This window comes from Epilithonimonas sp., assembly GCF_036780765.1.
Classification (GTDB): Bacteria; Bacteroidota; Bacteroidia; order Flavobacteriales; family Weeksellaceae; genus Epilithonimonas.
The window spans coordinates 234,621-260,976 of sequence record NZ_DAIQCG010000003.1 but is presented as its reverse complement, the minus strand read 5'-3'; the positions used below and the strand labels follow the sequence as shown (position 1 = coordinate 260,976).

The 26,356-nt window shown below is 35.1% G+C and carries 30 protein-coding genes; 11 read left to right on the top strand and 19 right to left on the bottom strand.

Annotated features, from left to right (window positions below):
• Nucleotides 1–40 precede the first annotated feature (40 nt).
• From fahA to V7P73_RS07745, 3 genes are all read left to right on the top strand, one after another.
• On the top strand, nucleotides 41–1,297 hold the full coding sequence (gene fahA, locus V7P73_RS07755; RefSeq protein ID WP_333852452.1) for a fumarylacetoacetase: 1,257 nt from the start codon (nucleotides 41–43) through the stop codon (nucleotides 1,295–1,297).
• Nucleotides 1,298–1,398: 101 nt separating this feature from the next.
• On the top strand, nucleotides 1,399–2,220 hold the full coding sequence (locus tag V7P73_RS07750; RefSeq protein ID WP_333852451.1) for a flavin reductase family protein: 822 nt from the start codon (nucleotides 1,399–1,401) through the stop codon (nucleotides 2,218–2,220).
• Between the two features lie 48 nt (nucleotides 2,221–2,268).
• Entirely contained in the window at nucleotides 2,269–2,514 is a 246-nt protein-coding gene (locus V7P73_RS07745) for a hypothetical protein (protein WP_333852449.1), read from the top strand.
• Here the strand turns inward: V7P73_RS07745 and V7P73_RS07740 are convergent.
• Nucleotides 2,511–4,259, bottom strand: coding sequence for an ABC transporter ATP-binding protein (locus V7P73_RS07740; RefSeq protein ID WP_333852447.1), 1,749 nt, complete (start codon nucleotides 4,257–4,259; stop codon nucleotides 2,511–2,513). The genes V7P73_RS07745 and V7P73_RS07740 overlap by 4 nt on opposite strands.
• A gap of 98 nt (nucleotides 4,260–4,357) precedes the next feature.
• On the bottom strand, nucleotides 4,358–5,092 hold the full coding sequence (gene truA, locus V7P73_RS07735) for a tRNA pseudouridine(38-40) synthase TruA (protein ID WP_333852445.1): 735 nt from the start codon (nucleotides 5,090–5,092) through the stop codon (nucleotides 4,358–4,360).
• 81 nt (nucleotides 5,093–5,173) lie between these two features.
• On the opposite strand from truA, the gene V7P73_RS07730 reads away from it, so the two are divergent.
• The 5 genes from V7P73_RS07730 (at nucleotide 5,174) to V7P73_RS07710 (ending at nucleotide 7,950) form a co-directional block, all read left to right on the top strand.
• Complete coding sequence (locus V7P73_RS07730; protein ID WP_333852443.1) at nucleotides 5,174–5,476, top strand: hypothetical protein; 303 nt, start codon at nucleotides 5,174–5,176, stop codon at nucleotides 5,474–5,476.
• Nucleotides 5,477–5,496: 20 nt separating this feature from the next.
• Nucleotides 5,497–5,994, top strand: coding sequence for a metallophosphoesterase family protein (locus V7P73_RS07725; protein WP_333852442.1), 498 nt, complete (start codon nucleotides 5,497–5,499; stop codon nucleotides 5,992–5,994).
• A 129-nt stretch (nucleotides 5,995–6,123) separates the two neighbouring features.
• The gene (locus V7P73_RS07720; protein ID WP_333852439.1) at nucleotides 6,124–6,618 is read left to right on the top strand and encodes a Smr/MutS family protein; all 495 of its coding nucleotides are present in this window, start codon (nucleotides 6,124–6,126) and stop codon (nucleotides 6,616–6,618) included.
• 103 nt (nucleotides 6,619–6,721) lie between these two features.
• The gene (locus tag V7P73_RS07715) at nucleotides 6,722–7,561 is read left to right on the top strand and encodes an alpha/beta hydrolase (RefSeq protein WP_333852437.1); all 840 of its coding nucleotides are present in this window, start codon (nucleotides 6,722–6,724) and stop codon (nucleotides 7,559–7,561) included.
• Entirely contained in the window at nucleotides 7,561–7,950 is a 390-nt protein-coding gene (locus V7P73_RS07710; protein WP_333852435.1) for a DUF1398 domain-containing protein, read from the top strand. The genes V7P73_RS07715 and V7P73_RS07710 overlap by 1 nt, the downstream gene beginning before the upstream one ends.
• A 15-nt stretch (nucleotides 7,951–7,965) precedes the next feature.
• Here the strand turns inward: V7P73_RS07710 and V7P73_RS07705 are convergent, their stop codons facing one another.
• Nucleotides 7,966–8,514 (bottom strand): YqgE/AlgH family protein, encoded by a 549-nt coding sequence (locus V7P73_RS07705; RefSeq protein WP_333852433.1) that lies wholly within the window; start codon nucleotides 8,512–8,514, stop codon nucleotides 7,966–7,968.
• A 323-nt stretch (nucleotides 8,515–8,837) separates the two neighbouring features.
• Here V7P73_RS07705 and pdxH point away from each other — a divergent pair, with 323 nt between their 5' ends.
• Nucleotides 8,838–9,491, top strand: a complete 654-nt coding sequence (gene pdxH, locus V7P73_RS07700) for a pyridoxamine 5'-phosphate oxidase (protein WP_313099252.1) — start codon at nucleotides 8,838–8,840, stop codon at nucleotides 9,489–9,491.
• Between the two features lie 26 nt (nucleotides 9,492–9,517).
• Here the strand turns inward: pdxH and hisIE are convergent, their stop codons facing one another.
• From hisIE to V7P73_RS07625, 15 genes are all read right to left on the bottom strand, one after another.
• Entirely contained in the window at nucleotides 9,518–10,105 is a 588-nt protein-coding gene (hisIE, locus tag V7P73_RS07695) for a bifunctional phosphoribosyl-AMP cyclohydrolase/phosphoribosyl-ATP diphosphatase HisIE (RefSeq protein WP_333852430.1), read from the bottom strand.
• Nucleotides 10,102–10,854: an imidazole glycerol phosphate synthase subunit HisF gene (gene hisF, locus V7P73_RS07690; RefSeq protein ID WP_333852429.1), complete on the bottom strand. Its 753-nt coding sequence runs from the start codon at nucleotides 10,852–10,854 to the stop codon at nucleotides 10,102–10,104. Before hisF ends, hisIE begins: the two co-directional genes overlap by 4 nt.
• Entirely contained in the window at nucleotides 10,848–11,570 is a 723-nt protein-coding gene (gene hisA, locus V7P73_RS07685) for a 1-(5-phosphoribosyl)-5-[(5-phosphoribosylamino)methylideneamino]imidazole-4-carboxamide isomerase (RefSeq protein ID WP_333852428.1), read from the bottom strand. Before hisA ends, hisF begins: the two co-directional genes overlap by 7 nt.
• Before the next feature lie 171 nt (nucleotides 11,571–11,741).
• Entirely contained in the window at nucleotides 11,742–12,323 is a 582-nt protein-coding gene (gene hisH / locus V7P73_RS07680) for an imidazole glycerol phosphate synthase subunit HisH (RefSeq protein ID WP_333852426.1), read from the bottom strand.
• Nucleotides 12,320–13,453: a bifunctional histidinol-phosphatase/imidazoleglycerol-phosphate dehydratase HisB gene (gene hisB / locus V7P73_RS07675; protein WP_333852424.1), complete on the bottom strand. Its 1,134-nt coding sequence runs from the start codon at nucleotides 13,451–13,453 to the stop codon at nucleotides 12,320–12,322. The genes hisH and hisB overlap by 4 nt, the downstream gene beginning before the upstream one ends.
• Before the next feature lies 1 nt (nucleotide 13,454).
• A complete protein-coding gene (gene hisC / locus V7P73_RS07670) occupies nucleotides 13,455–14,477 on the bottom strand; it encodes a histidinol-phosphate transaminase (protein ID WP_333852422.1) in 1,023 nt (340 codons plus the stop codon).
• Nucleotides 14,467–15,759, bottom strand: coding sequence for a histidinol dehydrogenase (gene hisD, locus V7P73_RS07665; protein ID WP_333852682.1), 1,293 nt, complete (start codon nucleotides 15,757–15,759; stop codon nucleotides 14,467–14,469). The genes hisC and hisD overlap by 11 nt, the downstream gene beginning before the upstream one ends.
• Complete coding sequence (hisG, locus tag V7P73_RS07660) at nucleotides 15,759–16,616, bottom strand: ATP phosphoribosyltransferase (RefSeq protein ID WP_333852421.1); 858 nt, start codon at nucleotides 16,614–16,616, stop codon at nucleotides 15,759–15,761. Before hisG ends, hisD begins: the two co-directional genes overlap by 1 nt.
• A gap of 230 nt (nucleotides 16,617–16,846) precedes the next feature.
• Nucleotides 16,847–17,653, bottom strand: a complete 807-nt coding sequence (locus V7P73_RS07655; RefSeq protein ID WP_333852420.1) for an aminotransferase class IV — start codon at nucleotides 17,651–17,653, stop codon at nucleotides 16,847–16,849.
• A 52-nt stretch (nucleotides 17,654–17,705) separates the two neighbouring features.
• Nucleotides 17,706–18,092, bottom strand: coding sequence for an START-like domain-containing protein (locus V7P73_RS07650; protein ID WP_074236789.1), 387 nt, complete (start codon nucleotides 18,090–18,092; stop codon nucleotides 17,706–17,708).
• A gap of 348 nt (nucleotides 18,093–18,440) precedes the next feature.
• Nucleotides 18,441–19,619 carry an aspartate aminotransferase family protein gene (locus V7P73_RS07645; protein WP_333852417.1) on the bottom strand — a complete coding sequence of 393 codons (1,179 nt, stop codon included), beginning with the start codon at nucleotides 19,617–19,619 and terminating at the stop codon, nucleotides 18,441–18,443.
• A gap of 252 nt (nucleotides 19,620–19,871) precedes the next feature.
• Nucleotides 19,872–21,617, bottom strand: coding sequence for an OstA-like protein (locus V7P73_RS07640; protein WP_333852415.1), 1,746 nt, complete (start codon nucleotides 21,615–21,617; stop codon nucleotides 19,872–19,874).
• Nucleotides 21,617–22,096: a Fur family transcriptional regulator gene (locus tag V7P73_RS07635; RefSeq protein WP_333852413.1), complete on the bottom strand. Its 480-nt coding sequence runs from the start codon at nucleotides 22,094–22,096 to the stop codon at nucleotides 21,617–21,619. The genes V7P73_RS07640 and V7P73_RS07635 overlap by 1 nt, the downstream gene beginning before the upstream one ends.
• Nucleotides 22,097–22,124: 28 nt before the next feature.
• Nucleotides 22,125–24,104, bottom strand: coding sequence for a KUP/HAK/KT family potassium transporter (locus tag V7P73_RS07630; protein ID WP_333852411.1), 1,980 nt, complete (start codon nucleotides 24,102–24,104; stop codon nucleotides 22,125–22,127).
• A gap of 136 nt (nucleotides 24,105–24,240) precedes the next feature.
• Nucleotides 24,241–24,567 (bottom strand): hypothetical protein, encoded by a 327-nt coding sequence (locus V7P73_RS07625; RefSeq protein ID WP_333852680.1) that lies wholly within the window; start codon nucleotides 24,565–24,567, stop codon nucleotides 24,241–24,243.
• Between the two features lie 41 nt (nucleotides 24,568–24,608).
• Between V7P73_RS07625 and V7P73_RS07620 the strand changes: the two genes are divergently transcribed.
• Both V7P73_RS07620 and V7P73_RS07615 read left to right on the top strand, forming a co-directional pair.
• Nucleotides 24,609–24,782 (top strand): DUF5522 domain-containing protein, encoded by a 174-nt coding sequence (locus tag V7P73_RS07620; RefSeq protein WP_177165167.1) that lies wholly within the window; start codon nucleotides 24,609–24,611, stop codon nucleotides 24,780–24,782.
• Between the two features lie 55 nt (nucleotides 24,783–24,837).
• A complete protein-coding gene (locus V7P73_RS07615) occupies nucleotides 24,838–25,374 on the top strand; it encodes a DUF4136 domain-containing protein (RefSeq protein WP_333852678.1) in 537 nt (178 codons plus the stop codon).
• Nucleotides 25,375–25,442: 68 nt separating this feature from the next.
• Here the strand turns inward: V7P73_RS07615 and V7P73_RS07610 are convergent, their stop codons facing one another.
• Complete coding sequence (locus V7P73_RS07610; RefSeq protein ID WP_333852409.1) at nucleotides 25,443–26,282, bottom strand: restriction endonuclease; 840 nt, start codon at nucleotides 26,280–26,282, stop codon at nucleotides 25,443–25,445.
• Nucleotides 26,283–26,356: the final 74 nt, after the last annotated feature.

Below are 26,356 nucleotides of genomic sequence, written 5' to 3'. Positions count from 1 at the left end.
TTAATGCTTTAATTTTTTAATCTAATTCTAAATTCAAAAAATGAAATCCTTCATCAATTATCCTTCAGATTCAGATTTTTCAATTCATAATATTCCGTTTGGAGTTTGTGTTTTCAACAAAGAATTTATTGCCTGCGCTACAAGAATTGGCGATATTATCATCGATTTGGCAACATTATTTGACCTTGGTTATTTTGAAGATATCAAAGGTTTCGAAGAAAATGTTTTCGAAGGTTACACGATTAATGAATTTATAGAACTAGGAAAACCAATTACGAATAAAGTTCGTGAGAGGATTCAGCAATTGTTGTTAGAAGATTCTTTGTTGTCGAAAGACGAAAGAGCTTTGGAAGAATGTTTCTATAATCTGGATGAAATCCAAATGATGATGCCTCTACACATCCCGAATTATACAGATTTTTACAGCAGTATCCAACACGCAACTAATGTTGGAATGATGTTCCGAGATCCTGCGAATGCGCTTCTTCCAAACTGGAAACATTTGCCGGTTGGTTATCACGGTCGCGCTTCATCCATTGTTTTATCAGGAATCGATATCACAAGACCTTGCGGACAAATCAAACCTGCTGATTCTGACAAACCGATTTTCAGTGCCTCAAAACAACTCGATTTCGAATTAGAAATGGCTTTTGTTGTGAATAAGAATACAGATTTGGGAGAAAGGATTTCTATTGCAGAAACTGAAGATGCAATTTTTGGAATGATGATTTTCAATGATTGGTCGGCGAGAGATATTCAAAGTTGGGAATATGTTCCTTTGGGTCCATTTTTAGGGAAAAACTTCGGTTCGTCCATTTCGCCTTGGATTGTAACTTTGGAAGCTTTACAACCATTTAAAACTGAATCTCCGAAGCAAGAACCTGAAGTTTTAGATTATTTGAAATTCGAAGGCAATAAAAATTATGATATCAATCTTCAGGTTTATTTAAAACCAGAAAATTCTGAAGAAAACCTAATTTCTGAAAGCAATTACAAATTTATGTATTGGAATATGTGTCAGCAATTGGCGCATCATACTGTAAATGGTTGTAATGTTGAAGTTGGCGATGTTTATGCGAGTGGAACGATTTCCGGAGAAGATGAAAAATCCTACGGTTCTATGTTGGAACTGACTTGGAGAGGTACAAAACCTTTGCAACTGAAAAACGGAATAGAAAGAAAATTCATAGAAGATGGCGATACCATTACAATGAAAGCTTGGTCAGAGAAAAACGGAATCCGAGTTGGCTTTGGGGAAGTTTCTGGGAAGATTTTGCCAGCAATTCCATTTAATTAATCAACCACAAAGGCACAAAGATTTTTACAAGGCTCACAAATGATTTAAACTTGTGACCTTTGTGAAATAATCTTGTGTTCTTTGTGTTTAAAAGAAAGTCTATGAAAACCATCATCCCTTCCGATATTTCCGCAGTTCAATTGCAACAAGTAATGCAAACTGCAATTGCGCCGAGGCCGATTGCTTTGGCAAGTACGATTAACAGCAAAGGAGAAATCAATCTTTCGCCTTTCAGTTTTTTCAATATGTTCAGCACGGTTCCGCCGGTTGTGATTATTTCGCCTTCCAGAAGAGTTCGTGATAATAAGACAAAACACACTTTGGAGAACCTGAAAGAAGTTCCGGAATTGGTTATCGGAAATGTCAATTTCGATATGGTTCAGCAGGTTTCTTTAGCCAGTACAGAATACGAAGACGGAGTAAATGAATTTATCAAATCAGGATTGACAATGAAACATGCTGACATCGTAAAACCACCTTTGATTGCAGAATCGCCGGTTAATCTTGAATGTAAAGTTTTAGAAATTAAATCGCTTGGGAATTTTGGAGGTTCAGGAAATCTTGTGATTGCAGAAATTGTCAAAATTCACATCCAAGAAAAATATCTGGATGAAGCTGGAAATCTTGACCAAAAACAACTTGACTTGGTAGCGAGATTAGGCGGTAATTTCTATTCCAGAAACAACGAGAATAATATCTTCGAGGTTCCTAAGCCATTGGTTACGAAAGGAATTGGCTATGATGAATTACCATCCGAAATAAAATCCAGCGATATTTTTACAGGAAATGACCTTGGAATGCTCGCAAATGTCGAAATTTTACCAAATGGAGATTTTTCTTCAGAAAAAGATGTACATTTATTAGCACAAAAGTTTTTAAAAAATAATGAAATCGAAAAAGCTTGGGAAATATTAAAACTTTGACAATGATTTAAAACTAAAACTTACAACCAAAAACTAACCCAATAAACTATGAGAAAGCCGGTATATAATACCATCATCAGTCTTCTGATTTTGGTTATTTTGGTATCCGTTTTCGGTGTTATTAATACTCAAGTAAGTCTGAAATATGAAACCGAAAATCCGAAAGACTGCATTTCTGTCATTACTGGCAGAGACCTTTGTTTATGGGTTAAAAGTCTGAAAATCATTATCATAATTTGTTTGATATTGACTTCGGGATTAATAAGTTTTAGGTATCGAATTATTAAGGATTAAATCGTTTTCTCTCCATCCTCACTCACAACCTGAGCTTTGTAAAGAACCGAATAGTAACCATTCTTAGCCAGAAGCTCCTGATGTGTTCCTTCTTCCACAATCAGTCCTTGGTCCATCACGATGATTTTATCTGCTTTTTCAATTGTAGAAAGTCTATGTGCAATGATGATTGACGTTCTTTTTTTCGTGATTTTTTCAGTCGCCCTTTGGATTAATTTCTCACTTTCGTGGTCAATCGAAGATGTGGCTTCATCGAGAATCAAAATTTTTGGGTCAGAAAGATAAGCTCTTAAAAATGACAATAACTGTCTCTGTCCCAGTGAAATAGAAGTGCCTCTTTCGCTCACAACATAATCGTAGCCGTTTGGTAATCTTTCGATAAACTCATCGACCTCAATTTCTCTCGCACCTTTTTTAACTTGTTCCAAAGTGATACTTTCGTCGCCCAAAGTCAGGTTTTCAAAAATACTACCGTGGAAAAGAAAAACATCCTGAAGGACAACACCAATATGACTTCTTAGATTATATAATTCGTAATCTCTGATGTCCACATCGTCCAGCATTATTTTTCCGGAATTAATATCGTATAATCTGGTAATCAGACTAATAATCGTAGATTTTCCGGCGCCAGTTGCTCCAACAATCGCAACAGTTTCACCTGGATTCACTTTGAAATCAATGCCTTTCAGGACTTGCTGTTTTTCATCATAAGCAAAATGAACTTTCTCGAATTCGATTTTTCCGTCAAAATGGTCTTTAGCAATTGTTCCGTTATTCGGCATCGCTTGGTCTTCATCCATTATGCCAAGAACTCTTTCTGCACCAACAATTCCTCTCTGGATATTATTGAATCTATCCGCAATCTGTCTCAGCGGACGAATCAGCATATTAATAAATTGAATAAATGCAATGATAATCCCAGGTGTAGATTTGATGAAACCGCCATAAAATAAGATAAATCCAATAAACAATGACGAGATCAATTCAACAACGGGAAAGAATAATGAGAAAATGAAAACCGTTCTCAATAAAGCTTTCTTCAATTCAATATTGATGTTATCAAACTTAGTAAACTCTGCTTCCTGACGATTGAAAACCTGAATCAATGGCATTCCCGCCAAACGTTCCTGAACAAAACTATTTTGTGTTGATGTCCAGCTTCTTTCGGAGCCAAAGGCCACTTTTAATCGTTTTTGAAAAGCTCTTGTAATGATGACCATCAACGGCAGAATCGCCAAAGAAATCATACTAAGATGGGTATCCACCTGAAACATCGCAAAAAGAACCATCACAATTCTTAGGATGTCGCCGAAAACCATCAAAAATCCATCTGTGTAAACTGTTGCAATGGTTTCAACATCGCCGACAGCTCTGGTTACAAGATTTCCAATCGCGGTTTTGTCAAAAAATGCCGTTTTGAAATAAATCAGCTTGTGATACAATCTTTCGCGGATATCACGGATTACATTCTGAGAAATGAAATTCGAAAAGTAAACCAGGAAAAAGTTAAGAACCGTTTCAGCAACCACCAATCCAATCAGCAAATAGATGTGCTTCATCAGCTGGGCTTTATCCTTAAGCTGAACAATGTCTATATCGACAACATTTTTAGTAAGAATCGGTCTGTAAGTGGAAACGATTGCTAGAAAAATTGAAATAATTAGTGTGAAAATAAACCACGACCTAAATTTCATTCCGATTAAAAATAATCGTTTTACAATGTCCCAAGTAGTTTGTTGCTTCATTTTCTTTTAGATTCCGTAAATTTTTTCAGAGTTGAAAAAACCGTTGCAAAAATAAGATATTAAAAATTGAAATCTCAGCTTAATGATTTAAATAAAAATTAAAAATCATAGCCAACATCTACCAGGAAAAGTCCTTGTGCAGGCGCAGAAACACCGGCAGAATTTCGGAATTTGTCTTCAAAGATTGGTCGCAAATCGGTTGGTGCGATTTTTCCGCTTCCGACTTCAACCATTGTTCCGACAATAGCTCTTACCATATTCCTCAGGAATCGGTCGGCAGAAATCGTGAATTTTAATTGATTTCCAAGTTGTTCCCATTCTGCTTTATAGATTTTGCAAATGTTGGTTTTGTTATCAGTGTGGAGTTTGGCAAAACTCGTAAAATCATCATATTCAAAAAGGATTTTGCAAGCTTCATTCATCAACTCGATATTCAAAGGTTTTTGACGCCAATATTGCCAAGAAGAATCTTTTGAAAACGGATTTTTTTCTAACGAAATATAATATTCGTAAGTCCTATAAGTCGCATTAAATCTTGCGTGCAAATCAGCAGGAACTTCAAAAATTCTTTTAACCGCGATATTTTCTGACAAAAAAGAATTGAGTTTAAAAACAAGATTTTCATCAAGAGTTTCTTCAGTTTCAAAATGGGCGAACATTTTCTTGGCGTGAACACCTGTATCCGTTCTACCTGCGCCAGTTGTTTTGATAGGTTCGCGAAGAATAGTCGATAATGCTTTTTCCAATTCTTCCTGAACAGAAATTTGTTTAGGTTGAATCTGATAACCAAAATAAGCTGAACCGTTGTAAGAAAACTCTATAAAATATCTCATTTCGGGTGTAAATTTCCTGATTTTTTTTTAATTATAAAGAAAATCTTAATTCGTAATTTCGTGATTCGAAAAATCCTGAAAATGAAACCTCTCAAAACCAATAAACTTTCCAATCCTTCCGAATTTATCAAACTAATGGCCATCATCTTCGTTTTGGTATCGGTTTTTCTTTTTAGTCAGAAATTGACACAAACTCAAATTTTTGTGAATGTGATCGTTCTGCTAATTCTTTTCATTGGATTGCAGACGACGTTTGTCATTTTGTATAAAAAAGGAATTAAAACTTTGGCTTTTTGGATTATGATAATTTTGCTACTATTGGGCATTTCGGTTGGAGTGGCAATTTGGTATTTTTCAAAATATGGAATTTCTTTTCAGCTTTAATCATTAACTTTAATTTAAAAATGAAACGTATTCTTCTTCTCTCAGACACACATTCTTACATCGATGACAGGATTCTCGATTACGTAAAAGATGCCGATGAAGTTTGGCATTGTGGCGATTTCGGAAATATGACTGTGATTGAGGAATTAGAAAAAATAAAACCAATTCGTGGTGTTTATGGTAATATTGATGAAGCAAAAATCAGAACAATTTTCCCAGAAGTTTTGAGTTTCAAATGTGAGGAAGTTGATGTTTTGATGATTCATATTGGTGGTTATCCGGACAAATATTCGACGTTAGCGAAGAAAGAAATTGCTGAAAAAAAACCGAAATTATTCATTTCCGGACATTCTCATATTTTGAAAGCAATGCACGATAAAAAGAATAATCTTCTTCATCTTAATCCAGGCGCTTGTGGAAAATCCGGTTGGCACAAAGTGAGGACAATGATACGCTTTACCATTAATAAAGAAGAAATTAAAGATTTGGAAATCATAGAACTCGGAGCTCGGGTTTGAGAGTTTTAGAAGAATAGAGAATTTGAGTTTTTATTTTTGCTGAGTGAAACGCCTTTGCGACCTTAAAAGTATTTAGTCTTTAAAAAAGAGCTTTGCGGACTTTGCGTTAAAAATATTATTAATTATAAAATGAAAGTTGGGGATTTAGTTTCTGTAATAGATGAAAATCTTAGAGGAAAAGTTCTGAAGATTATTGCTAATCAAGTAAAAATCGAAGACGAACACGGTTTCACCTATAATTTTTCTAAGGATAAATTAACAATCATTGATTCCGATTTGTACGAAAATTCTCCAATTATCAGAAAAAATGAAGCACCCAAAGTTGTTTCGAAAAAACATAACAAAGCACCTTTGAAACTCGATTTGCATTTTAATTTCTTGGTCAAAAATCCATCAGATTATGAAGCTTTTGAAAGATTGATGATTCAGAGAGAAAAATTGCTGGAAACGATTGATTTTTGCAGAAAGAATAAAATCAAAACCTTACAAATCATCCACGGAATCGGCGATGGTGTGGTGCAAAAAATGGTTTATGATGTTTTGGAAAGTCTTACAAATATCGAATATGACAGTGACGGATTTTTCTATCATCAATCTGGGAATGTTGAAGTCAAATTTTTATAAAAAGTTTAACTTTTATAAGCGAAGCGCCTTTGTGAGCCTCAAAGCGTTTAATATTAAAAAAAAATCTTTGTATCCTTTGTGTTTAAAATAATAAAAAGTAATTATGTTCAGAAAACAAATCAGTCTTATTTTAATTTTAGTATTTGCATTCAATTTTGCTCAAACCCAATATAAAACCGAAAGCAACATCTCTTATTATCCTGAAAAAATCAGTAAAACAGATGCATACATCAGTTCTCAATGCAAACTGAATTTTTATTATCCAAGCAATATCAAAAATTTTTCAACTGTTATTTGGTTTCACGGTGGCGGATTAACTGGCGGAAATAATGAGTTACCAAAAGAATTATTAAACGAAAATATTGCTGTTGTAAGTGTAGAATATCGTTTGGCGCCAAAAGTAAAAGCACCGGCTTACATAGAAGATGCAGCAGCTGCAACGGCTTGGGTTTTCGAGAATATTGAGAAATATGGAGGAAACAAGAACTTAATTTTCCAATCCGGACATTCGGCGGGAGGTTATTTGGCGACGATGATTACGCTGGACAAAAAGTATCTTCAGAAATATAAAATCGATGCAAACCAAATTGCTGGACTTATTCCGTTCAGTGGGCAAGCTATCACGCATTTTCAAGTCAGAAAAGAACAAGGAATCTCCGAATTACAACCCACAATTGACCAATATGCACCATTATTCCACGTCAGAAAAGATGCACCTCCAATAGTTTTGATTACTGGCGATAGAGAATTAGAATTGTTCGGGCGATACGAAGAAAATGCTTATTTGGCAAGAATGTTGAAATTAGTAAATCATCCTTCTATAAAATTATTAGAAGAAGACGGATTCGACCACGTAGCGATGGCGAAACCTGGTTTTCCATTGTTATTAAAAGAAATCAGAGAATTATCAAAGAAAATAAAAACACAGAAAAATTTAGAATAATGTTTACACTACAACAAATTCAAGATGCACATTCCAACGTAGAAAGTGGAAAAGGATTTCCACAATTCGCAAAAACAATCAGAGAATTGGGCGTTAAAAGCTTGGAAGCTTTCGTAGAAGACGGTTCTACAAATTATTTAGGAAATAATGATTACAAAGTTTCTGCACCACAACAATACGCTCCATTGTTGATTTATGGAATCGCAAATCCCGAAAAATTTTTAGCTGATTTAAGAAATCATCAACAAGGAGGAACAGATTTTTACCAATTCTGTAAAGATTGTGCAGACAGCGGAATTTACAAATGGATTGTCGATATAGATGCTAAAACTTGTACCTATTATACAGAAGCAGGAACAGTCGTTTTTGAAGAACAAATCCCTATTTAATAGGGATTTTTTATTTTAATTCAAACTCACATCTTCTGGCGCATTTGCCCAAAGAAGAAACTCGCCGCCAAGATTTTGCATAATGTTTTTCCAAAGATTCTGGTCATTTGGAAGCGTATAATCTAAGTTGTAAACTTCCACAATTGTCCACATTTTACGCTGGATTTCGCTTTCAAGTTGCATCGCAGACCAACCCGAATATCCGGAAAAAACCTTGATATTTTCTATATTAGTAGAGCCTTCAACAATTGACGAAACTACAGAGTCTATATCTTCAGTAATATAGAATTCATCATTGATTTCAGAATATTCCTCCGTAATTTTTTGACCTTTCAGGATAAAATAAACCTTATCATTTTCCACCGGTCCGCCTTCATACAAATCCACTGGAAACCCAAAAATATTCAGCAGACGGGAACTCATGTTTTTGTTCTTTTTGTTCAAAATCAGCCCAAAAGCACCATTCTCGTTATGCTCAATAATCAGCACCACAGAACGCGAAAATATATCGCCGGAAATATCAGGCGTTGAGATTAAAATTTTACCTTTGTAAGAGTAATTCATCTATCAAAGCTATTAAAAAATATTTTTTTTGAAAAAGAATTCAAGCAAAAATTAGTTTAAAATTGTGGCAAGTTGAATAATTTGGGCGCCTTTATCCGCCCTCCGTTCCCGCTTTTTTGTTTTTTCTAAAAAACAAAAAGAGCTCCACTCAGGTCGGGGCGTGCTTCGCAAAGTTGAAGTTTTTTCTTTCAAATATAATTTTTTCTCATAATTTGAAGTTTTTATCTTTGATTAGTTTTACGTCTTTGCGAACTTAAAAACAGTTAGTAAGTAAAAGAAATCTTTGCGAACTTTGCGTTTAAAATTTTAGCATTTCAAATAAAATGAACCAATCAGAAAACCTCCACGATAAAAGAAAAGTTTACGATAAGTCTCAATTAGTCGAAAGTGAAATCAAAGAAAATCCAATCGAACAATTTCGAAATTGGTTTCTTGAGGCCGAAGAAAATCCAGAAGTTTCCGAAGCCAATGCAATGGCGATTTCTACAGTCGAAGATGATGGGTGTCCGAGAACCAGAATGGTTTTGCTGAAGTCTTACAATTGGGAAGGTTTTATTTTTTATACCAATTATGAAAGCCGAAAAGGAAAATCTTTGGAGAAAACTCAAAAAGCCTGTCTTCATTTTTTCTGGCCAAGTTTGGAAAGACAAATCATTATCAAAGCGAATGTTGAGAGAATTGCAGAAAATCTGAGCGACGGTTATTTTCATTCCAGGCCAAAAGGAAGTCAGTTAGGCGCCGTTGTTTCGCCACAAAGTCAGGAAATTCCTGACCGAAATTTTCTAGAAAACAGACTAAAAGATTTAGAAACCGAATACGAAAACAAAGAAATCCCAAGACCGGAAAACTGGGGCGGCTACATCGCAAAACCCTACGAAATCGAATTTTGGCAAGGTCGTCCAAACCGTCTTCACGACAGGATTTTGTATTCTTTGACAGAAAATTTCGATTGGAAAATTTCAAGATTAGCACCATAGCAAAAATCCAGCAGACGCTGGATTTTTTATTTACTTCTTGACTTTAAAATTTTCTCTACATCTTCAATTGAAAAACCTTTAGTTTTAAGTAAAATTAAATAATGATAAAGCAAATCTGCGGCTTCGTTTAGGAACAATTCATCATTATTATCTTTCGCTTCAATGACCAATTCCACAGCTTCTTCACCTACTTTTTGTGCGACTTTGTTGATCCCTTTTTTATATAGAAGATTGGTGTAAGAATTTTCATCATTATTGTCAATCTTATCAGAAATGGTTTGCTGTAATTCATACAAAAATCCTTTGTCAGATTCTTCTGCAAAACAAGTCGTCGTTCCTTTGTGACAAGTCGGTCCAAGCGGTTTTGCTTTGATGAGAATCGTATCGCTGTCGCAATCCAATTTCCAATCCATCAATTCCAGAAAATGACCAGATGTTTCACCTTTTGTCCAGAGACGGTTTTTGGAACGGGAAAAGAAAGTTACTCGTTTTTCTTGTAGCGTTTTATCAAAAGCTTCTTGATTCATATAACCCAGCATCAGAACTTTCAGATTAAGATAATCCTGAATGATGACAGGAACTAATCCTGTGTTGTTATCAAATTTTATATTCATCTTATTGGTAAATTTTTGGATTTAAGATAATTTTTAAGCTCGGGAATTTCGATTTCATTAAAGTGAAAAATACTCGCTGCCAAAGCTCCGGTTGCTTTGGTTTCTGTAAAAACATCTGCAAAATGTTGCATTGTTCCAGCGCCTCCCGAAGCAATCACTGGAATATTGACTAATTTTGAAAGTTGCTTTGTAATTTCTATTGCAAAACCAGATTTTGTTCCGTCTGTATTCATCGAGGTTAAGAGGATTTCCCCAGCGCCAAGATTTTCGACTTCTTTTGCCCAATAAAACAATTCTTTTTCGGTTTCGATTTTGCCGCCGTTGCTGAAAATCTTATTCTGATTTTGTACCAATTTGGTGTCAATTGCGACAACCATACATTGTGAACCAAATCTTTTGGCAACTTCGGTTATCAGATTCGGATTGGAAATCGCAGCAGAATTAATCGTGATTTTATCTGCGCCGTTTTTCAAAAGTTCTTCTACATTTTCCAAAGCATTGATTCCACCGCCAACCGTGAAAGGAATGTTGATGTATTTTGCGATTTCTTTAACCAGCGGAATCAAGGTCTTCCGGCGTTCCTCGGTTGCAGAAATATCGAGGAAAACCAATTCATCTGCACCTTTTTCAGAATATTTCACAGCCATTTCCACAGGATTTCCAACTTCTTTCAAGTCTAGGAAATTAACGCCTTTTACCGTTTGTCCGTTCTGGATATCAAGGCACGGAATGATTCTTTTTGCTAACATTGTAGAAATGGTTTTAAATCGCTAAGAGAAATTCTGTTTTCGTACAACGCTTTGCCGATAATTGCGCCTTCGCAACCAATTGATTCTAGTTGTACTAAATCTTCAGTAGAAGTAACTCCACCTGAGGCAATGAGTTTTACTTCGGGATTTTGCGATATAATATTTTTGTAAAGATCAAAAGAAGCACCTTCCAACATTCCATCTTTATCGATGTCTGTCGAGATAACATATTGAATTCCGTCTTCTGTTTTTTCTTTGATGAAATCATAAATATTGGTTTCGCTTTCCTCTAACCAACCGGAAACTGCAATTTTTTCTTTCCTTGCATCAGCTCCCAAAATGATTTTTTCCGAACCATATTTTTCTAAAGACTTTAAAAATAATTCAGGATTTTTGACTGCAACACTTCCCAAAGTCACTTGTTTTGCGCCACTTTCAAAAGCGATTTTGATATCTTCTTCTGATTTTAAACCGCCACCAAAATCTATGATTAAGTTAGTTCTAGATGAGATTTTTTCTAAGATTTTATAATTGATAATTCGGTTCTGTTTAGCGCCGTCCAAATCAACTAAATGCAGAAATTGGATTCCATTATCTTCAAAGTTTTTTGCAACGTCCAAAACATTGGAATTATAAATCGTTTTCTGATTGTAATCGCCTTTGGAAAGACGAACACATTCTCCGTTGATAATATCTATTGCTGGGATAATTCTCATTTTCTATTTTTATTTTTAATGAATTAATAGATTTTAACCACAAAAGGCACAAAAGATTTTTATATTTTTTAGTTATTCAAAAGTTCAAAATAGGTTTATTTGAAATTTTGTTTTCTTTTGAAAAGCTTTTATTTTAATTTTTCCTTTTGTGTCTTTTGTGGTTGAAATCAATCATAATTTTAAAAAGTTTTCTAATATTTTACTTCCGAAAACACCACTTTTTTCTGGGTGAAATTGCACTCCAAAAAAATTATCTTTTTGCAAAGCTGTGCTGTAAGCTTCAGAATAATCTGTTATTGCAATTGTATTTTCGTTTTTCTCAGCATAATAACTGTGAACGAGATACATATAACTCTGCTGAGGAATGCTTTTGAACAAATCCGATTTCAGATCATAAATCTGATTCCAGCCAATCTGCGGAACAAGAACGGAATCTGAAAATCTTTTGACCGAAATATCAAAAATCCCCAAAGCTTTTGTGTCATTTTCTTGCGAATCTCTGCAGAGTAATTGCATCCCAAGACAAATCCCCAAAAGTGGTTGTTTAAGTTTTGGAATCAACAAATCCAAGTTGGTTTCTTTCAAAGAATTCATTGCGAAAGACGCTTCTCCAACACCTGGAAAAATCACTTTGTCAGCTTTGGAAATTTCATCAGGATTATTCGTGAGTTTTGCTGAAAACCCCAATCTTTCTATTGCAAACAGAAGACTTTGGACATTTCCGGCTTTGTAATCTATAATTGCTAAGTTCATAACATTCCTTTTGTTGATGGTAAAATCATTTTCTCCGAATCTCTTTTTACCGCAGATTTTAAACACTTTGCAAAAGCCTTGAAAATCGATTCTATTTTATGATGCTCATTGTCGCCTTCCGCTTTGATGTTGATATTTGCTTTCGCTGAGTCTGAAAAAGATTTGAAGAAATGAAAGAACATTTCGGTTGGCATTTTTCCAATCATTTCACGTTTGAAATCGGCATTCCAGACGATCCAGTTTCGTCCTCCAAAATCCAATGCAACTTGAGCTAAACAATCGTCCATAGGCAAAACAAAAGCATAACGCTCGATTCCTAATTTGTTTCCTAAAGCCTGATAAAAAGCTTCGCCAAGCGCAATTCCTGTATCTTCAATCGTGTGATGCTCATCAACTTCCAAATCACCATCTACTTTGATATCTAAATCTATTTGACCGTGTTTTGCAATTTGGTCGAGCATATGGTCGAAGAAGGCAATTCCAGTATCGATATTGGATTTTCCTGTTCCATCGAGATTTAATTTGATTTTGATTTTCGTTTCGTTGGTATTTCTGATGAATTCCGAAGTTCTGTTTTCAAGTTTTAGAAATTCATAAATCGCTTTCCACGAAGTTGTTTTCAATGCAATCACATTTTCCAAATCATCACTTTCTAAAATTTCATCGGCTCCGAGATTTTCATCATTATTAATGAAAATCGCTTTTGAATTGAGGTTTTTCGCCAACATAACATCAGTAATTCGGTCACCAATCACGAATGAATTTTCTAAATCGTAAATGTTTTTGTCTAAATATTTCGTCAGTAAACCTGTATTCGGTTTTCTTGTTGGCGCATTATCTTTTGCAAAAGTTTTGTCGATGAAAATATCTTCGAATTTCACATCTTCATTCTCAAACGTTTCGATAATGAAATTTTGAACCGGCCAAAAGTTCTCTTCTGGATGAGATTCCGTTCCCAAGCCGTCCTGATTAGTAACAATTACCAATTTGTAATCCAATTCTTTCGCAATTTTTGGGAGATATGTGAAGACTTTTGGGTAGAATTTCAGTTTTTGAAAAGAATCAACCTGATAATCTTCTGGCTCTAGAACCAAAGTTCCATCACGGTCTATAAATAATATTTTTTTCATTTTAATTAATTGATTTTAAGGTTTCTATGAGTTTTTCATTTTCTTCAGGAGAACCGACAGTAATTCTCAAACAGTTTTTAACGGCGGAATTTCGATTTCTGATAATGATATTTTGTTCCACTAAATTTTGATAAACAGAATCAGCATTATCAACTTTAACCAAAATAAAATTGGTGTCTGAAGGGTAAATTTTCTTAACTAATTCCAGCTTTTCTAAGTTTTCAATTAGGTTCTTTTTCTCTTTCAGAATGATTTTGATATTTTCTGAAACCTGATCATTGTCAATTGTGTTTAGAATCGCATCCTGATTGAGCTGACTAATGTTATAAGGTGGTTTTATTTTATTGTAAAATTTGATAATTTGCTCGGAAGCGTACGCAATTCCAACCCGCACAGAAGCCATTCCCCAAGCTTTGCTGAATGTTTGACTCACGACAAGATTCGGGTAATTTTCGATTTGGTTCCTGAAAGTTTCTTCCGGACTAAAATCAATGTAAGCTTCATCGATGAAAACAATTCCGTTGAAGTTTTCTAGAATGTATTTTATATTTTGAATGGAATTTCCTGTTGGATTATTAGGCGAACAAATGAAGATAATTTTCAGATTTTCATCATTCAAATAAGGTTTTAAAGTTTCTAAATTAATTTGAAAATTTTTGTTCAAATCAAGATTGATTAATTCAACATCATTGATATTGGCCGAAACTTCGTACATCCCATAAGTTGGCGAGAATGTGAGAACTTTATCTTTTTTTGGTTCGCAAAAGATTCTGAAAGCCAGATCTATGACTTCATCGCTTCCGTTGCCGAGGAAAATATTTTCGGTTGAGATTTGATTCAATTCGCTCAATTTTTCTTTGATTTTTCTCTGAGATGGGTCAGGATAACGATTCAGTTTTCCGAAGGGATTTTCGTTGGCATCCAGAAAAATCCCATTTTCGCCTTCAAACTCATCTCTTGCGGAAGAATAAGGTTGGAGATTCAGAATTTTTTTTCTAACTAAATTTTTTATATCAATTGTCATTGTCTAAAGATTTTAATCGGATTGAAACGGCGTTTTTGTGAGCCATTAATTCTTCGGCTTCTGCCATTAACTCAATGGTTTTTCCTAAGTTTTTAATTCCAGTCTTTGTGATATTTTGAAAAGTGATTTTCTTCACAAAACTGTCCAGAGAAACACCGCTGTAATTTTTCGAAAAACCGTTGGTTGGCAAAGTATGATTGGTTCCCGATGCATAATCGCCAGCACTTTCTGGACTGTAATTTCCAAGAAAAACAGAACCTGCATTAGTGATTTTATTGATGAAAATTTCAGCATTTTCAGTTGCTAAAATCAAATGTTCGGGGGCGTAATAATTTGAAAACTCAATAGCTTCGTCGATAGAACTTAACAAAATTGATTTGCTGTTTTGTAAAGCGATTTCTGCGATTTCTTTTCGAGGTAAATCGTTAAGTTGTTTATTAATTTCAATATTAATTTCGTTAATGATTCTTTCAGAATTACTCAATAAAATGACTTGAGAATCCGTTCCGTGTTCGGCTTGTGAAAGCAAATCCGAAGCGACAAAACTAGGAATCGACATTTCATCAGCAATCACCAAAACTTCACTCGGACCAGCTGGAATATCAATTGCAAGATTGTAGTTAAGAGCCAATTGTTTCGCAGCTGTAACATATTGATTGCCCGGTCCGAAAATCTTATCCACTTTCGGAATTGTTTCTGTTCCAAAAGCCAAAGCTGCAATCGCTTGACTTCCACCAATTTTGAAAATGTTTTTTATCCCGATTAAGTTTGCAGTAAACAAAATTGCCGGGTGGATTTTTCCATTTTTATCAGGAGGCGAACAAAGCGAAATATTCTTACAACCTGCAATAGTTGCTGGAATTCCCAACATCAAAACTGTAGAAAACAAAGGTGCAGTTCCTCCAGGAATGTAAATCCCAATATTTTCTATGGCTCGATTTTCTCGCCAGCAGAAAACACCTTCGGTTGTCTCGATGATTTTTTTTTCTTCCTGTTGACAACTGTGAAATTTTCTGATATTTTCCGCAGCAATTTTGATGGCTGATTTTAATTCTTCAGAAACTATTTTTTCTGCTTCAATGATTTCTGAATCAGTAGCTTTTAATTCTTGAAGAGAAACGTTATCAAATTTTTCTGTCAAGAATTTTAATGCTTTATCACCGTTATTTTTGACTTCAGAAAAAACTTCTTTAATTTGACTTTCAAGATTTTCTTGATTTTGTAAAGGTCTTTCACAAAGTGATTTCCATTGGGAAATTGGAGGATATTTGTACTGCTTCATCATAATATCATTTTTTCAATTTCTAAAACCAAAATTCCTTGTGCGCCTTCTTTTTTCAGATTCTCTATCACTTCCCAAAATTTATCTTCTTTGATGACTGAATGAATAGACGACCAACCACTTTCAGCTAACGGAAGAACAGTTGGTGATTTCATTCCTGGTAAGAGATTGATGATTTTTTCGAGGTTTTCATTTGGAGCATTTAGAAGAATATATTTGCTTTCTGAAGCTTCTTTTACCGCATTAATTCTGAATAAAAGTTTCTTTAAAATTTCTTGATTATCATCAGATAAATTCTGGCTTGAAATCAAAACTGCTTCACTTTCTAAAACAGTTTCCACCTCTTTCAAACCATTCGTAAGTAGAGTAGAGCCTGTGCTGATGATGTCGAAAATACCGTCCGAAAGTCCAATTCCAGGCGCTATTTCTACGCTTCCTCCGATTTTTTCGATTTGAGCATTGATATTATTTTCTTGGAAATAATTTGAAAGAATCTCAGGATAAGAAGTTGCTACTTTTTTATTTTCGAAAAATTGAATTCCGTTATAAGTTTCTTCTTTTGGAATGGCCAAAGACAATCTGCATTGTGCAAATCCAAGTTTCTGAACAAGGTCAGTATTTTTCTTTTGTTCCAAGACTTCATTTAGTCCGATAATTCCGATATCAGCAACGCCTTGCTCAACATATTGCGGAATATCATCATCACGAAGAAATAAGATTTCTAATGAAAAGTTAGACGAAACAGCTTTCAGTTTTCTGGTGCCGTTGGAGATTTTGATGCCACATTCTTCCAGAAGTTTCAGAGACTTTTCACTCAGTCTTCCGTTTTTTTGTATGGCTAATTTTAGTTTACTCATTTTGGATTTTATAGATAAAGCCTGAGTAAACAACAAGGAAAATTGGGAAACAAAAAACCGTCTGATTACTCAGACGGTTAATAATATTTAGAAGTTATGACATACCATTACCTTCCCGCCTGAACGTGAAAATGATGGTGATGAAGCATAAATTGTATAGACATTTTTTGTTTTTTGTTGGGACAAAGTTAGAAATTATTTTTAATATGAAATATTTTTTGCGACAAAAATTATTCAAAACTATTTTTCCATTGAGTAATTATTTCTGAAAATCTCGTGTTTTCAAAAGTCTTATTTCTGATTTTTGAAACCGAATGAACGCCCTTTTCATCAGAGATTCTAAGGATTTCTTCAGCTTTTTGAGATTCGAAAGCGATGATTTCTGCTTCCTCTATTTCTGCTAATTTATTTTTGTGAACAAACGTGACAAAGTTTTCCATCAATGGCGAGATGTATGCACCTTCCGTTTGCTTAGGAATTTTAATCACATTGTCTTGAAGAAACAAAAGATTTCCGAAAATACTTCTGGCGATTTTCTTGTTCGGATTTAGAAGAATTACGTCATCCAAATCATTTTCTTTCGCATAGATCTCGGCGTAAATATTCTCTGCAGAATGAACTCGAATGTTACTAAGAAGATTGGCATTCACATTGATTTCCTTAATCAAATCCAATTCGATATTACCTTTGATATCAAGGATGTCATTAGATTCTTCAACTTCAAAAAAGAAAGCTATTTCAGATTTTGATAAAGGTTTTTCGTCTTGGATTCTGTAAGTCATCAATTGGACAATTCCGTTCTGGATGCCCTTGTCCAAAACTTCTCTTTGGAAAAGTTCCTGGAAGAATTCTAAAGTATAAGTTAATGGGATATTCAACCTCATTTTTCTCATTGATGCCATTAGGAAAAAATAAGATTCTTCTGCCATTATGAGATTTCCGTTTCGTACGAAAAATGAAACCCAAACCGAATCTCCAAAAAGAAAAGAACGGTTCAGCAATTGTAAATTGTCTTGTGTATAAACTATCTTCTGCATTGTTGTGTACAAAAAAAATAATGAACGATAAAAAATCGTTCATCCATTTATATTAAGCGGCGCCTAATTTTATCTGTAGATTTTCTATCAAGTTTTCCCAATAGAGTTTGTTTTCCTCTTCGTCGCCATCTTCGCAAAAATCTGTGATGTTAAGAGAAAGGTCGTCTGTGATTTCGTCGATAACGATAGAAAGCTCGAAGAAATATTTCGTTCCTTCGTCCTCTTCCCAACGGAATCTTACAAAACTTTCTGGCTTATAACGGATGAGCGTCGCTCTCTCAGCAGGACCGCCGCCCCAACTGAAAAAGAAATCGTCACCACGCTCTACAACGTCGTCTGCAAACCATTCTGATAATCCTTCTGCACTTGCCAAATACTCATACAATATCTCTGAGAGACAATGCATATTGTATTCATACTGCACTTTCGTTTTCGCCATATTCTAATTCTAATTGTGGCGCAATATATAAATTAATTTCTTATTTCCAAATCAAAATGTCTATGGAAATACAAATTTTTTATAGAAATAATGTATGATTTTTATTAGCTGATTGGATATAGTTGATGAACACTAATTTTTACAATTATTTGGGCAGCTTAATCCGCCTTCCGCTCCCAATCTTTTCACTCCACTACGTTGCGTAAAAAGGATTTCCGCTCAAGTCGGGCTGCAGATTCTACATCAAAACAAAGGCTAACCTAAAAACGCAAATTTGTCATTCCGTAGGAATCTAAACTTCGTTGTCAAGATTCCTACGAAATGACAAACTGAATGTTAATTTAAAATCTATTCCACTTCATTCAAAGCTTCCAAAATAATGGCGCAACCTTTTCGGATTTCGTCTTCCGAGAGAGTGAGTGGAGGAGAGATTCTCAAATATTCATTTCTGTATAGTTGCCAGAAAACAATCAGACCTTTTTCCATACATTTTGAAGCGACTTTCAGAGTATATTCAGGAGAACCGAGATTTACGGCCAGCATCAATCCTTTTCCGTTCACATTTTTGATTTTTGGATGAACCAATAAGTCTCGGAAGAGTTTTTCTTTTTTATCCGTTTCGTTCATCAGTCCGCTTTCCAAAACTTCTTTTAAAGTAGCGTGAGAAGCTGCTGCAATCAAAGGATTTCCTCCAAAAGTGGTGATATGTCCCAACTTCGGCGAATGTGAAAGGCTTGTCATAATTTCTTTAGAACTCATAAAAGCACCAACCGGAACACCGCCGCCCATTCCTTTTCCCATTACGAGAATATCGGGAACAATCCCAAAATGTTCGAAAGCAAATAGTTTTCCGGTTCTTCCAAATCCAGGCTGAATCTCATCAAGGATTAACAAAGCGCCAACTTCTTCACAACGTTTTTTCAGATTAATGAAATAATTGTCTTTAGGCATAATAAATCCCGCCGCACCTTGGATGGTTTCTACAATTACACAAGCTGTTTTCTCTGTGATTTTATCAAAATCATTTTCATTATTAAACTCGATGAAATTGACCATTGGCAGCAACGGACGAAATTCTCTTTTGTGAACTTCATTCCCAGCAACAGAAAGGGCACCGTGTGTGTTTCCGTGATAAGCATTTTTAAAGGCAATGATTTCTTCTCTTCCTGTGTATCGTTTAGCTAATTTCAAACTTCCATCAATGGCTTCCGCTCCAGAATTTACAAGATAAGTAACCTCTAAAGGTTCTGGCGTTGCTTCTGCCAAAAGCCTGCAAAGCGCAACAGGTTTTTCCTGAGCATATTCGCCGTAAACCATTACGTGTAGGTATTTATCTGCTTGTTCTTTGATAGCGTTAACCACTTTGGGATGAGAATGTCCAAGTGTGTTGGCTGAAACACCAGCTACAAAATCCAGATAAGCTTTTCCGTCTTTTCCGTAGATGTAGCTTCCTTCGGCTTTTTCAACTTCGAAACCGGCTGCATAAGGTGTTGTTTGAGCTTGGTATTTAAAGAAATCTTGTTTCATTTGAGATAGATGTTAGAAATTAGATTTTAGAAGTTAGAATGTTTTTCTATAATAAATGGACTTCTAAACTTTTACAAAGTTCGTAAATTTTGAGTTTCGATGTTATGAAATGACAAAATTTCCGACTTGGCGAAGCGCGCCCCGACTTGAGTGAAAATCCTTTTTTGCTGGTTTTCAATTTCTAGTTAATCTGAAATGCTCTGCAAAAAAGATTGGGGACGGAAGGCGGATAAAGGCGCTCAAATAAAATTCTTACTTTTTAACTCGTATTGGAGTCTTCGGCTTATTCTTTTCTTCCTGTTTTTTCCGCTCAGCTTCAGCTAGGTTGAAGAGTGAGTTGTCGGACTCGTAGACTATTTCGGGATAATTAGGTGTGTCGAGGAAAATGTCGCCCCATTTTTGAGGACGGTCTTTGGTATTCCAGTTGAAATCTTTGAAAAAACGTTCTTCTTTCGAGATTCGGCTCATCGGATAAGTGTCGTTATTCGCGCCAATATTACAAGAAACAATTTCCAGACGACGCTCCAAAAATTCTGCTGTAATCTCGCCACAAGTGGACAACATTACACCAATTCTTTTTATTTGTTTAGTTTTTTTATCCTCGTCATCTGCGTAAGTAATAGCTTGCGCATTGCCGACCGCTTTTGCGCTATCTATCGCATTGTTGTTGAGATAGACAATCATATTTTTACTTTTGATTTGATGGAACTCATCTTTCAAATTCAGAGAATCTGCTTTGCTGATGGCAAAGGCATTACCCAAAACTCTGATAGAATCTGTGATTTCTTTTTCGGGATTGCTGTAAACACGGATTTCGTCTCCAGTGACTTGTTTTACGCCCATCCAAAGAATTGGTTTTCTCATCAGGTGCATCTCTCCGTCGGTTTCATTAAAACTCAATGAATCTCCTCGACCTTGCATATTGGTTTTGAAAATTCTTACTTTTCTGTAAGCTCGCAAGTAACTTTTTTTCTTCAATGCATTGGCAGAATCTGGCCTTTGAAACGTGATGAATTTTTCTGCAGAAAAATAGACTGAATCTTTGCTGAGAATCTTTACAGCGTAGGGTTTATCCGTAACCATTGCAGAGTCTTTCTTTTCATAGATTTCGCCATAACCACCTTTGATAAAACGTTTTTGCTGAGGGTCGTCCAACGTTACATTACCTGTTCCTTTACCAAAACCCGTATTTCTGTTGAAGTATAATTTGTCTCCAGTCAGGATTTTTCCATTATTATGAATTCTGGAATTTTTGTTAAGGAAAGACTCGCCTGTTTTGGAATTATGAGTTCCCAATTCTGTATAGATATAGTTGGCGTAATTTTCTTTACTTCTAATGGTTGTTGGTCCGGTAAAATCTGAAACGCCTGTGTTTTGGTTATGTTTGATATTATCACTAACAATCGTGTATTTATCCGTCTCGATATTAGAACGACCGATAAAATCTATCATTTTCGAATTAAGATAATAGGTCGCCGATTTGGTGTACATCACACTTCCATCATTACTATAGATTGTTCCGCCAGTATTGAAATAAGCTGTGTTCGGGATTTTATCGTAATAAAGTGTTTCTGTTTTGATAGTTTGTTTTGGGTCGGTGAGAACTACATTTTTACGCGCAATTCCACGTTGTGTATTACCATCGTATTCCATTTCTTCTGAAGTTATTTTGCTTCCATCAGAAGTTGTAAGAACTACATTTCCTATTGCTTTCAAAAAGTTATCTTTCTGATAATAAATAACTTTGTCAGCCAATAAAACAGAGCCTTGATGTTCAAATTGGACATTGCCTGAGAATACTTGATTTCCTTCATATTCATCGGCTTTTACACCAAAAGTATCGGAATGGATATGTTTTACTTTTTTGGAAGTATCGGTCTTAGCAGACGAATTTGAGAAAAAAGGATCTTTTACCAAACCTTTATTTTGAGCAGGCGCAACCTGTCCAAATATCTTGATGACAATAAAAAAAATAACGACAAAAAAGGATTTCTTCATTAATTTTCAGACTTCTTGTGTCCGTAGAAGTACAGCGAGTGCGTATCAATACTTACGCCAAATGCTTTTTCTATCGAGTCTTTGATACCTTGGATTCTTGGGTCGCAGAACTCGATTATTTCTTCGATTTCTTTGTCAGAATCCGCTTTGTAAATTACCAAGTGGTCGTGCTGTTTGTCAAAATAAGACTTCTCGTAAGAAGATGTGTTCAATGTTTTTTCTCCGAATTGGTGCTTTCTAATCAAGCCAGCATCCAAGAAAATTTCTATAGTATTATAAATCGTAGCCTTGCTTACGTGGTATTTTTTCTGCATCATCAGCAGATAAAGGTCATCCACGTTGAAGTGGTGTTCCATATTGTAAATCTCCTCAAGAATAGTATATCTCTCAGGCGTATTACGGAAGCCTTTATCCATCAGATATTGTCTAAGGACGTCTTTTATAGTTGCGATATTCAACTCTTTTTGTTTCGTATCCATAGTACAAAATTAATGAAATTTTTCGGGATTATTCGAAATGCTTGTGTTCTACTTTTTCGATTCTCTCGATTTTGATTTTCTGGTCAAGAAGCGGCGCCGATTCTACCACAACATTATGACTTGCAACACCATAAGCTGTGAAGTCGTTACTACCGAGTTTCTTTACAAAATTATAAATGTTAAGAATGATTTTATCTCTAATTGTTAGAAGGAAATCATTGATATAAACATTATCGATAATCACAAATTTCAAATCCGGCGGAATGTTATGCGCTCTCAAAGATGGGTGTGAGCTTCTTGCAGGAATAGTCCCTTCTTCCATCATTTCTGCTAAAATCTGCTGAAAATAATCATTAATTCTTCTATCTCTTTTGAAACCCAACAAGAAACTGATTTTATAAATTGTTCCAGGCAAAACTTCTTCAACATTGTATTTGAAGCTATAAGGGTCTTCCTGATTCACAATATTCAAAATGAAATAATGGTCGGCTCTTTTAGGTTGCGCTCGAATGATAGAATATATAATTTTAGATTCTACTTCATCTTCTCTTTTTGCACGGCTGATAAATGCAAGATTTGTAGCGTATTTTGGAATCGTTTCATCTAACTTCATATCCTTGATGGTTGAAACATATTTGTCCAATTTTACAAATTTGATGAAAGTTGTTTTGATAATTCTACCATTATACCAAGCGTACATACAAACGCCAATGAAGCCGGCAAGAAGAACAGACATCCAACCACCGTCAAAGAATTTAATAATGTTGGCACTGAAAAATCCACCTTCGATAACCAAATAAATTAATGCAAAAAAAGCAATGTAGATTTTTTTAGTTCTGGATTTTAAGAACCAGAAAATCAAAAGAATTGTTGTCATCAGCATCGTGACTGTTATGGAAAGTCCATAAGCAGCTTCCATTTTGCTGGATTCTTCAAAATGAATTACCACGATAAAACAAAGCAACAATAAGCCCCAGTTGATTTTTGGGATATACATTTGACCTTTGATTCCTGATGGATATTCGATTTCCTGATTGGGCCAAAAGTTGAGTGACATTGCTTCCGAAAACATTGTGAAAGCTCCGGTTATAACAGCTTGACTGGCAATAATCGCGGCCATTGTTGCTAAAACTACGGCAGGAATAATGAACCATTCCGGCATAATTCCGAAGAATGGATTTTTCCCTTGGAACACTTCACTATAATTGTTAAGTAACCAAGCACCTTGACCTAAGTAATTAAGAATCAGCATTGCTTTTACAAAAATCCAACTTACACGGATGTTCTTGATTCCGCAATGTCCAAGGTCAGAGTATAATGCTTCTGCTCCCGTTGTACAAAGGAAAACAGCGCCCAGAATCACGATTGCACTTGGAGAATTATAAATTAATTTAACAGCATAATAAGGGTTGAAGGCCTTAAGAACCATTGGATGGTCTATCAAATGTACCAAACCGAAACCTCCTAAAACAAGGAACCACAAAACCATTATTGGTCCAAAAAATTTCCCAATAAAACTGGTTCCAAATTGCTGAACAAAAAAGATGATGATTAAAATAACCAAAGTTATCGGAACAACAGGTGGTTTGTGCATTACCAATTCAAGACCTTCTATAGCCGAAATCACGGTCATAGACGGCGTAATGATACTATCTGCAACCAAAGTTGCCGCACCAATTATTGCAATGATGTAGAGCCATTTTTTCTTAAATCTTTTGACAAGGGAATAAAGTGATAGAATTCCACCTTCACCTTTGTTATCGGCTTTCAGAGCGATGATAACATATTTTATGGTCGTCTGTAAAGTCAGGGTCCAAATGATGCAAGATAATGCACCTTCTATGTATTCTTCAGAAATAATTCCTCCTTCTCTTCCTGCGTTAATGATGGCTTTCATCACGTACAACGGTGAAGTTCCGATGTCTCCGAAAACAATTCCTAATGAAACCAAAACTCCCACGGCGGAAAGTTTTTTGAGGTCAAAATGACCGCTGCTATCTTGCGACATAATAAAGTCTTATTGTGAAAATAATTCTGCAAATTTAGATTATTTTAGAGATTGAGAAATTTTTTTGACGAAAATGTAATATTGGAGAAAAAAGTAATTCAGAAATTCATCTTCGTAATTGTTTCTCATATTGATTTTAGAGATATTTAATAAAACTCCAGAATTTTCTTTTTTTGAGGTAATTTGGGTTTTGATCATTGTCGTAAGCTTCTCTTTCAAAGCTGATATTACGGTAAGCGAGATGTGGATTTTTGTACTTCAGATATTTGAGATAATATTCTGATAAGTACCAAAGGTAAAATGGAATAATCAACAATTCCATTTGCTGGCGGATGTGGATTTTTTCGTGATTGATAAGAATCTTATTCTGTCTGTATTCTTTTTTTCTCAGCAATATAAACGGAAATATTGTTATCCCCGAAATTTTAGTATTTTTGAGTAATCTTTGACAGACGATGATTATCATACATCAAAGATAAAAATTTTGGTAAAGTTTTTTAACTTATGAAACTAAATGACATCAAAGAGAATGAAGACTTTTATTATAACGAGCAAGGTTATAAGGTTTTTACAGAAAAATTCCATTTGAAACGTGGCTATTGCTGTAAAAGCGGATGCAGACATTGCCCGTACGGTTATGATAAAAAGACGGATACCTTTATTAAAAAACCTAAATAATCTTAATATTATGAAATCGAAGATTCACGAATTCCAAAATAAAAATATATTAGCGATGAGTAAAAAATATTTCTTCATATTACTGGCTGCGGTTTCTTTGGGAGTGACTTCTTGTAGCCCTTTCCAAGTGAAATCTGATTATTCTGCAACAGCGAATTTTACTAATTACAAAACATATTTGCTAAGAACGGATGATCTCAAGCTGAATGATCTGGACAAAGACAGAGTTTTGAATGAATTATCCAAACAAGTTCAGGCAAAAGGATTGATTTCTGCTCAAAATCCGGATTTAATTATCAATGTAAAAGCGTCACACAAAAAAGTTCAGGATATTACAACTTCTTACGGCGGCGGCTGGGGTTGGGGAAGACCTTGGGGCTGGGGCGGAGGTTTCGGTATGGGGAATACTTGGACCAACAACTATAACAGCGGAACAATTGTAATTGACATCATTGATGCGAAAACTCAAAAATTGGTTTGGCAAGGTGCAGGAAGCGGAATTTCTGTAGATTCTCCAAAGTCAAAACAAAAACAAATCCCTCAAGTCGTGGCTGAGATAATGGCTAATTATCCACCACAAAAAGGGAAATAAATTGAGATGTTAGATTTTAGAATCTAGATTTTAGAAAAAAAATGCCTTGTTTTAAGCAAGGCATTTTGTTATTCTGATATTTTTATTGTCATCAATTCTCTGGCTTCTTTCAGAACTTCTAATTTTTTTTCTTGATTAAGTTCTAAAATATTCAATAAATTCTGATTCTGGAATAATTCTTTTACCAAAATACATTTTTTCTCCAACAATTTTTGTTTTTGATTTCCGTCCAAAGTCGTTAGGCAAGTAATGGGATAAAGCGCATTTTGGTCCACCAGACTTTTAATCGACTTATTTTCTGGGAAATCCCAAGACAACAATCTCAGTCCGTAATATTCTGAAAAAGCAATCGAATCCTTAGTAAAATAAGTGTTCGTAATCAACCAGCCGTCGGTAAATTCTGTTTTAGTTTCGAAAAGGTTGTATTGAATATTTGAAATATCCTTGATTCTTGACAAAACGTACATTGGCGTTGTGACTGATATTTTCGTGTCTTCTGCATTCCGGAATTTACATTCTACCCAATAAGTTTTGTCGTCTTTCTTGGCAATAACGTCCGCTTCGTGTGTCACGGCGTGTCCTTTTATCAATTGTCCCGTTTCGGTCTTGTATCCGATGTTTTGAAACACTCGCGAAATCCATTGTTCAAAATAAAATCCCGCAGGTCCCAACTCCAGCAATGCCTTTTTTAAACTATATCTCGCAGCGACAGAATTCGAGATTTTTTTCAGCTCGTCAAATGCCATTTTGTATAGTTCTCCAGTTGTGATTCCTTCAAAACATTTTGGCAAAACCGTTTCCAAAACCCTTTTCACAGACTGTTCGCCTGCTCCAGAATTCCGAAGTGAGTTTTCCAGTTTCGAGATTTCGAAGTCTACTGTTTCGCCAGCGTTGTTTTTTATTTTCATAATTTATATTTTTTATTTGGGCAGCTATTTCCGCCTTCCGCTCCCAATCTTTTTTGCAGAACATTTCAGAGTAG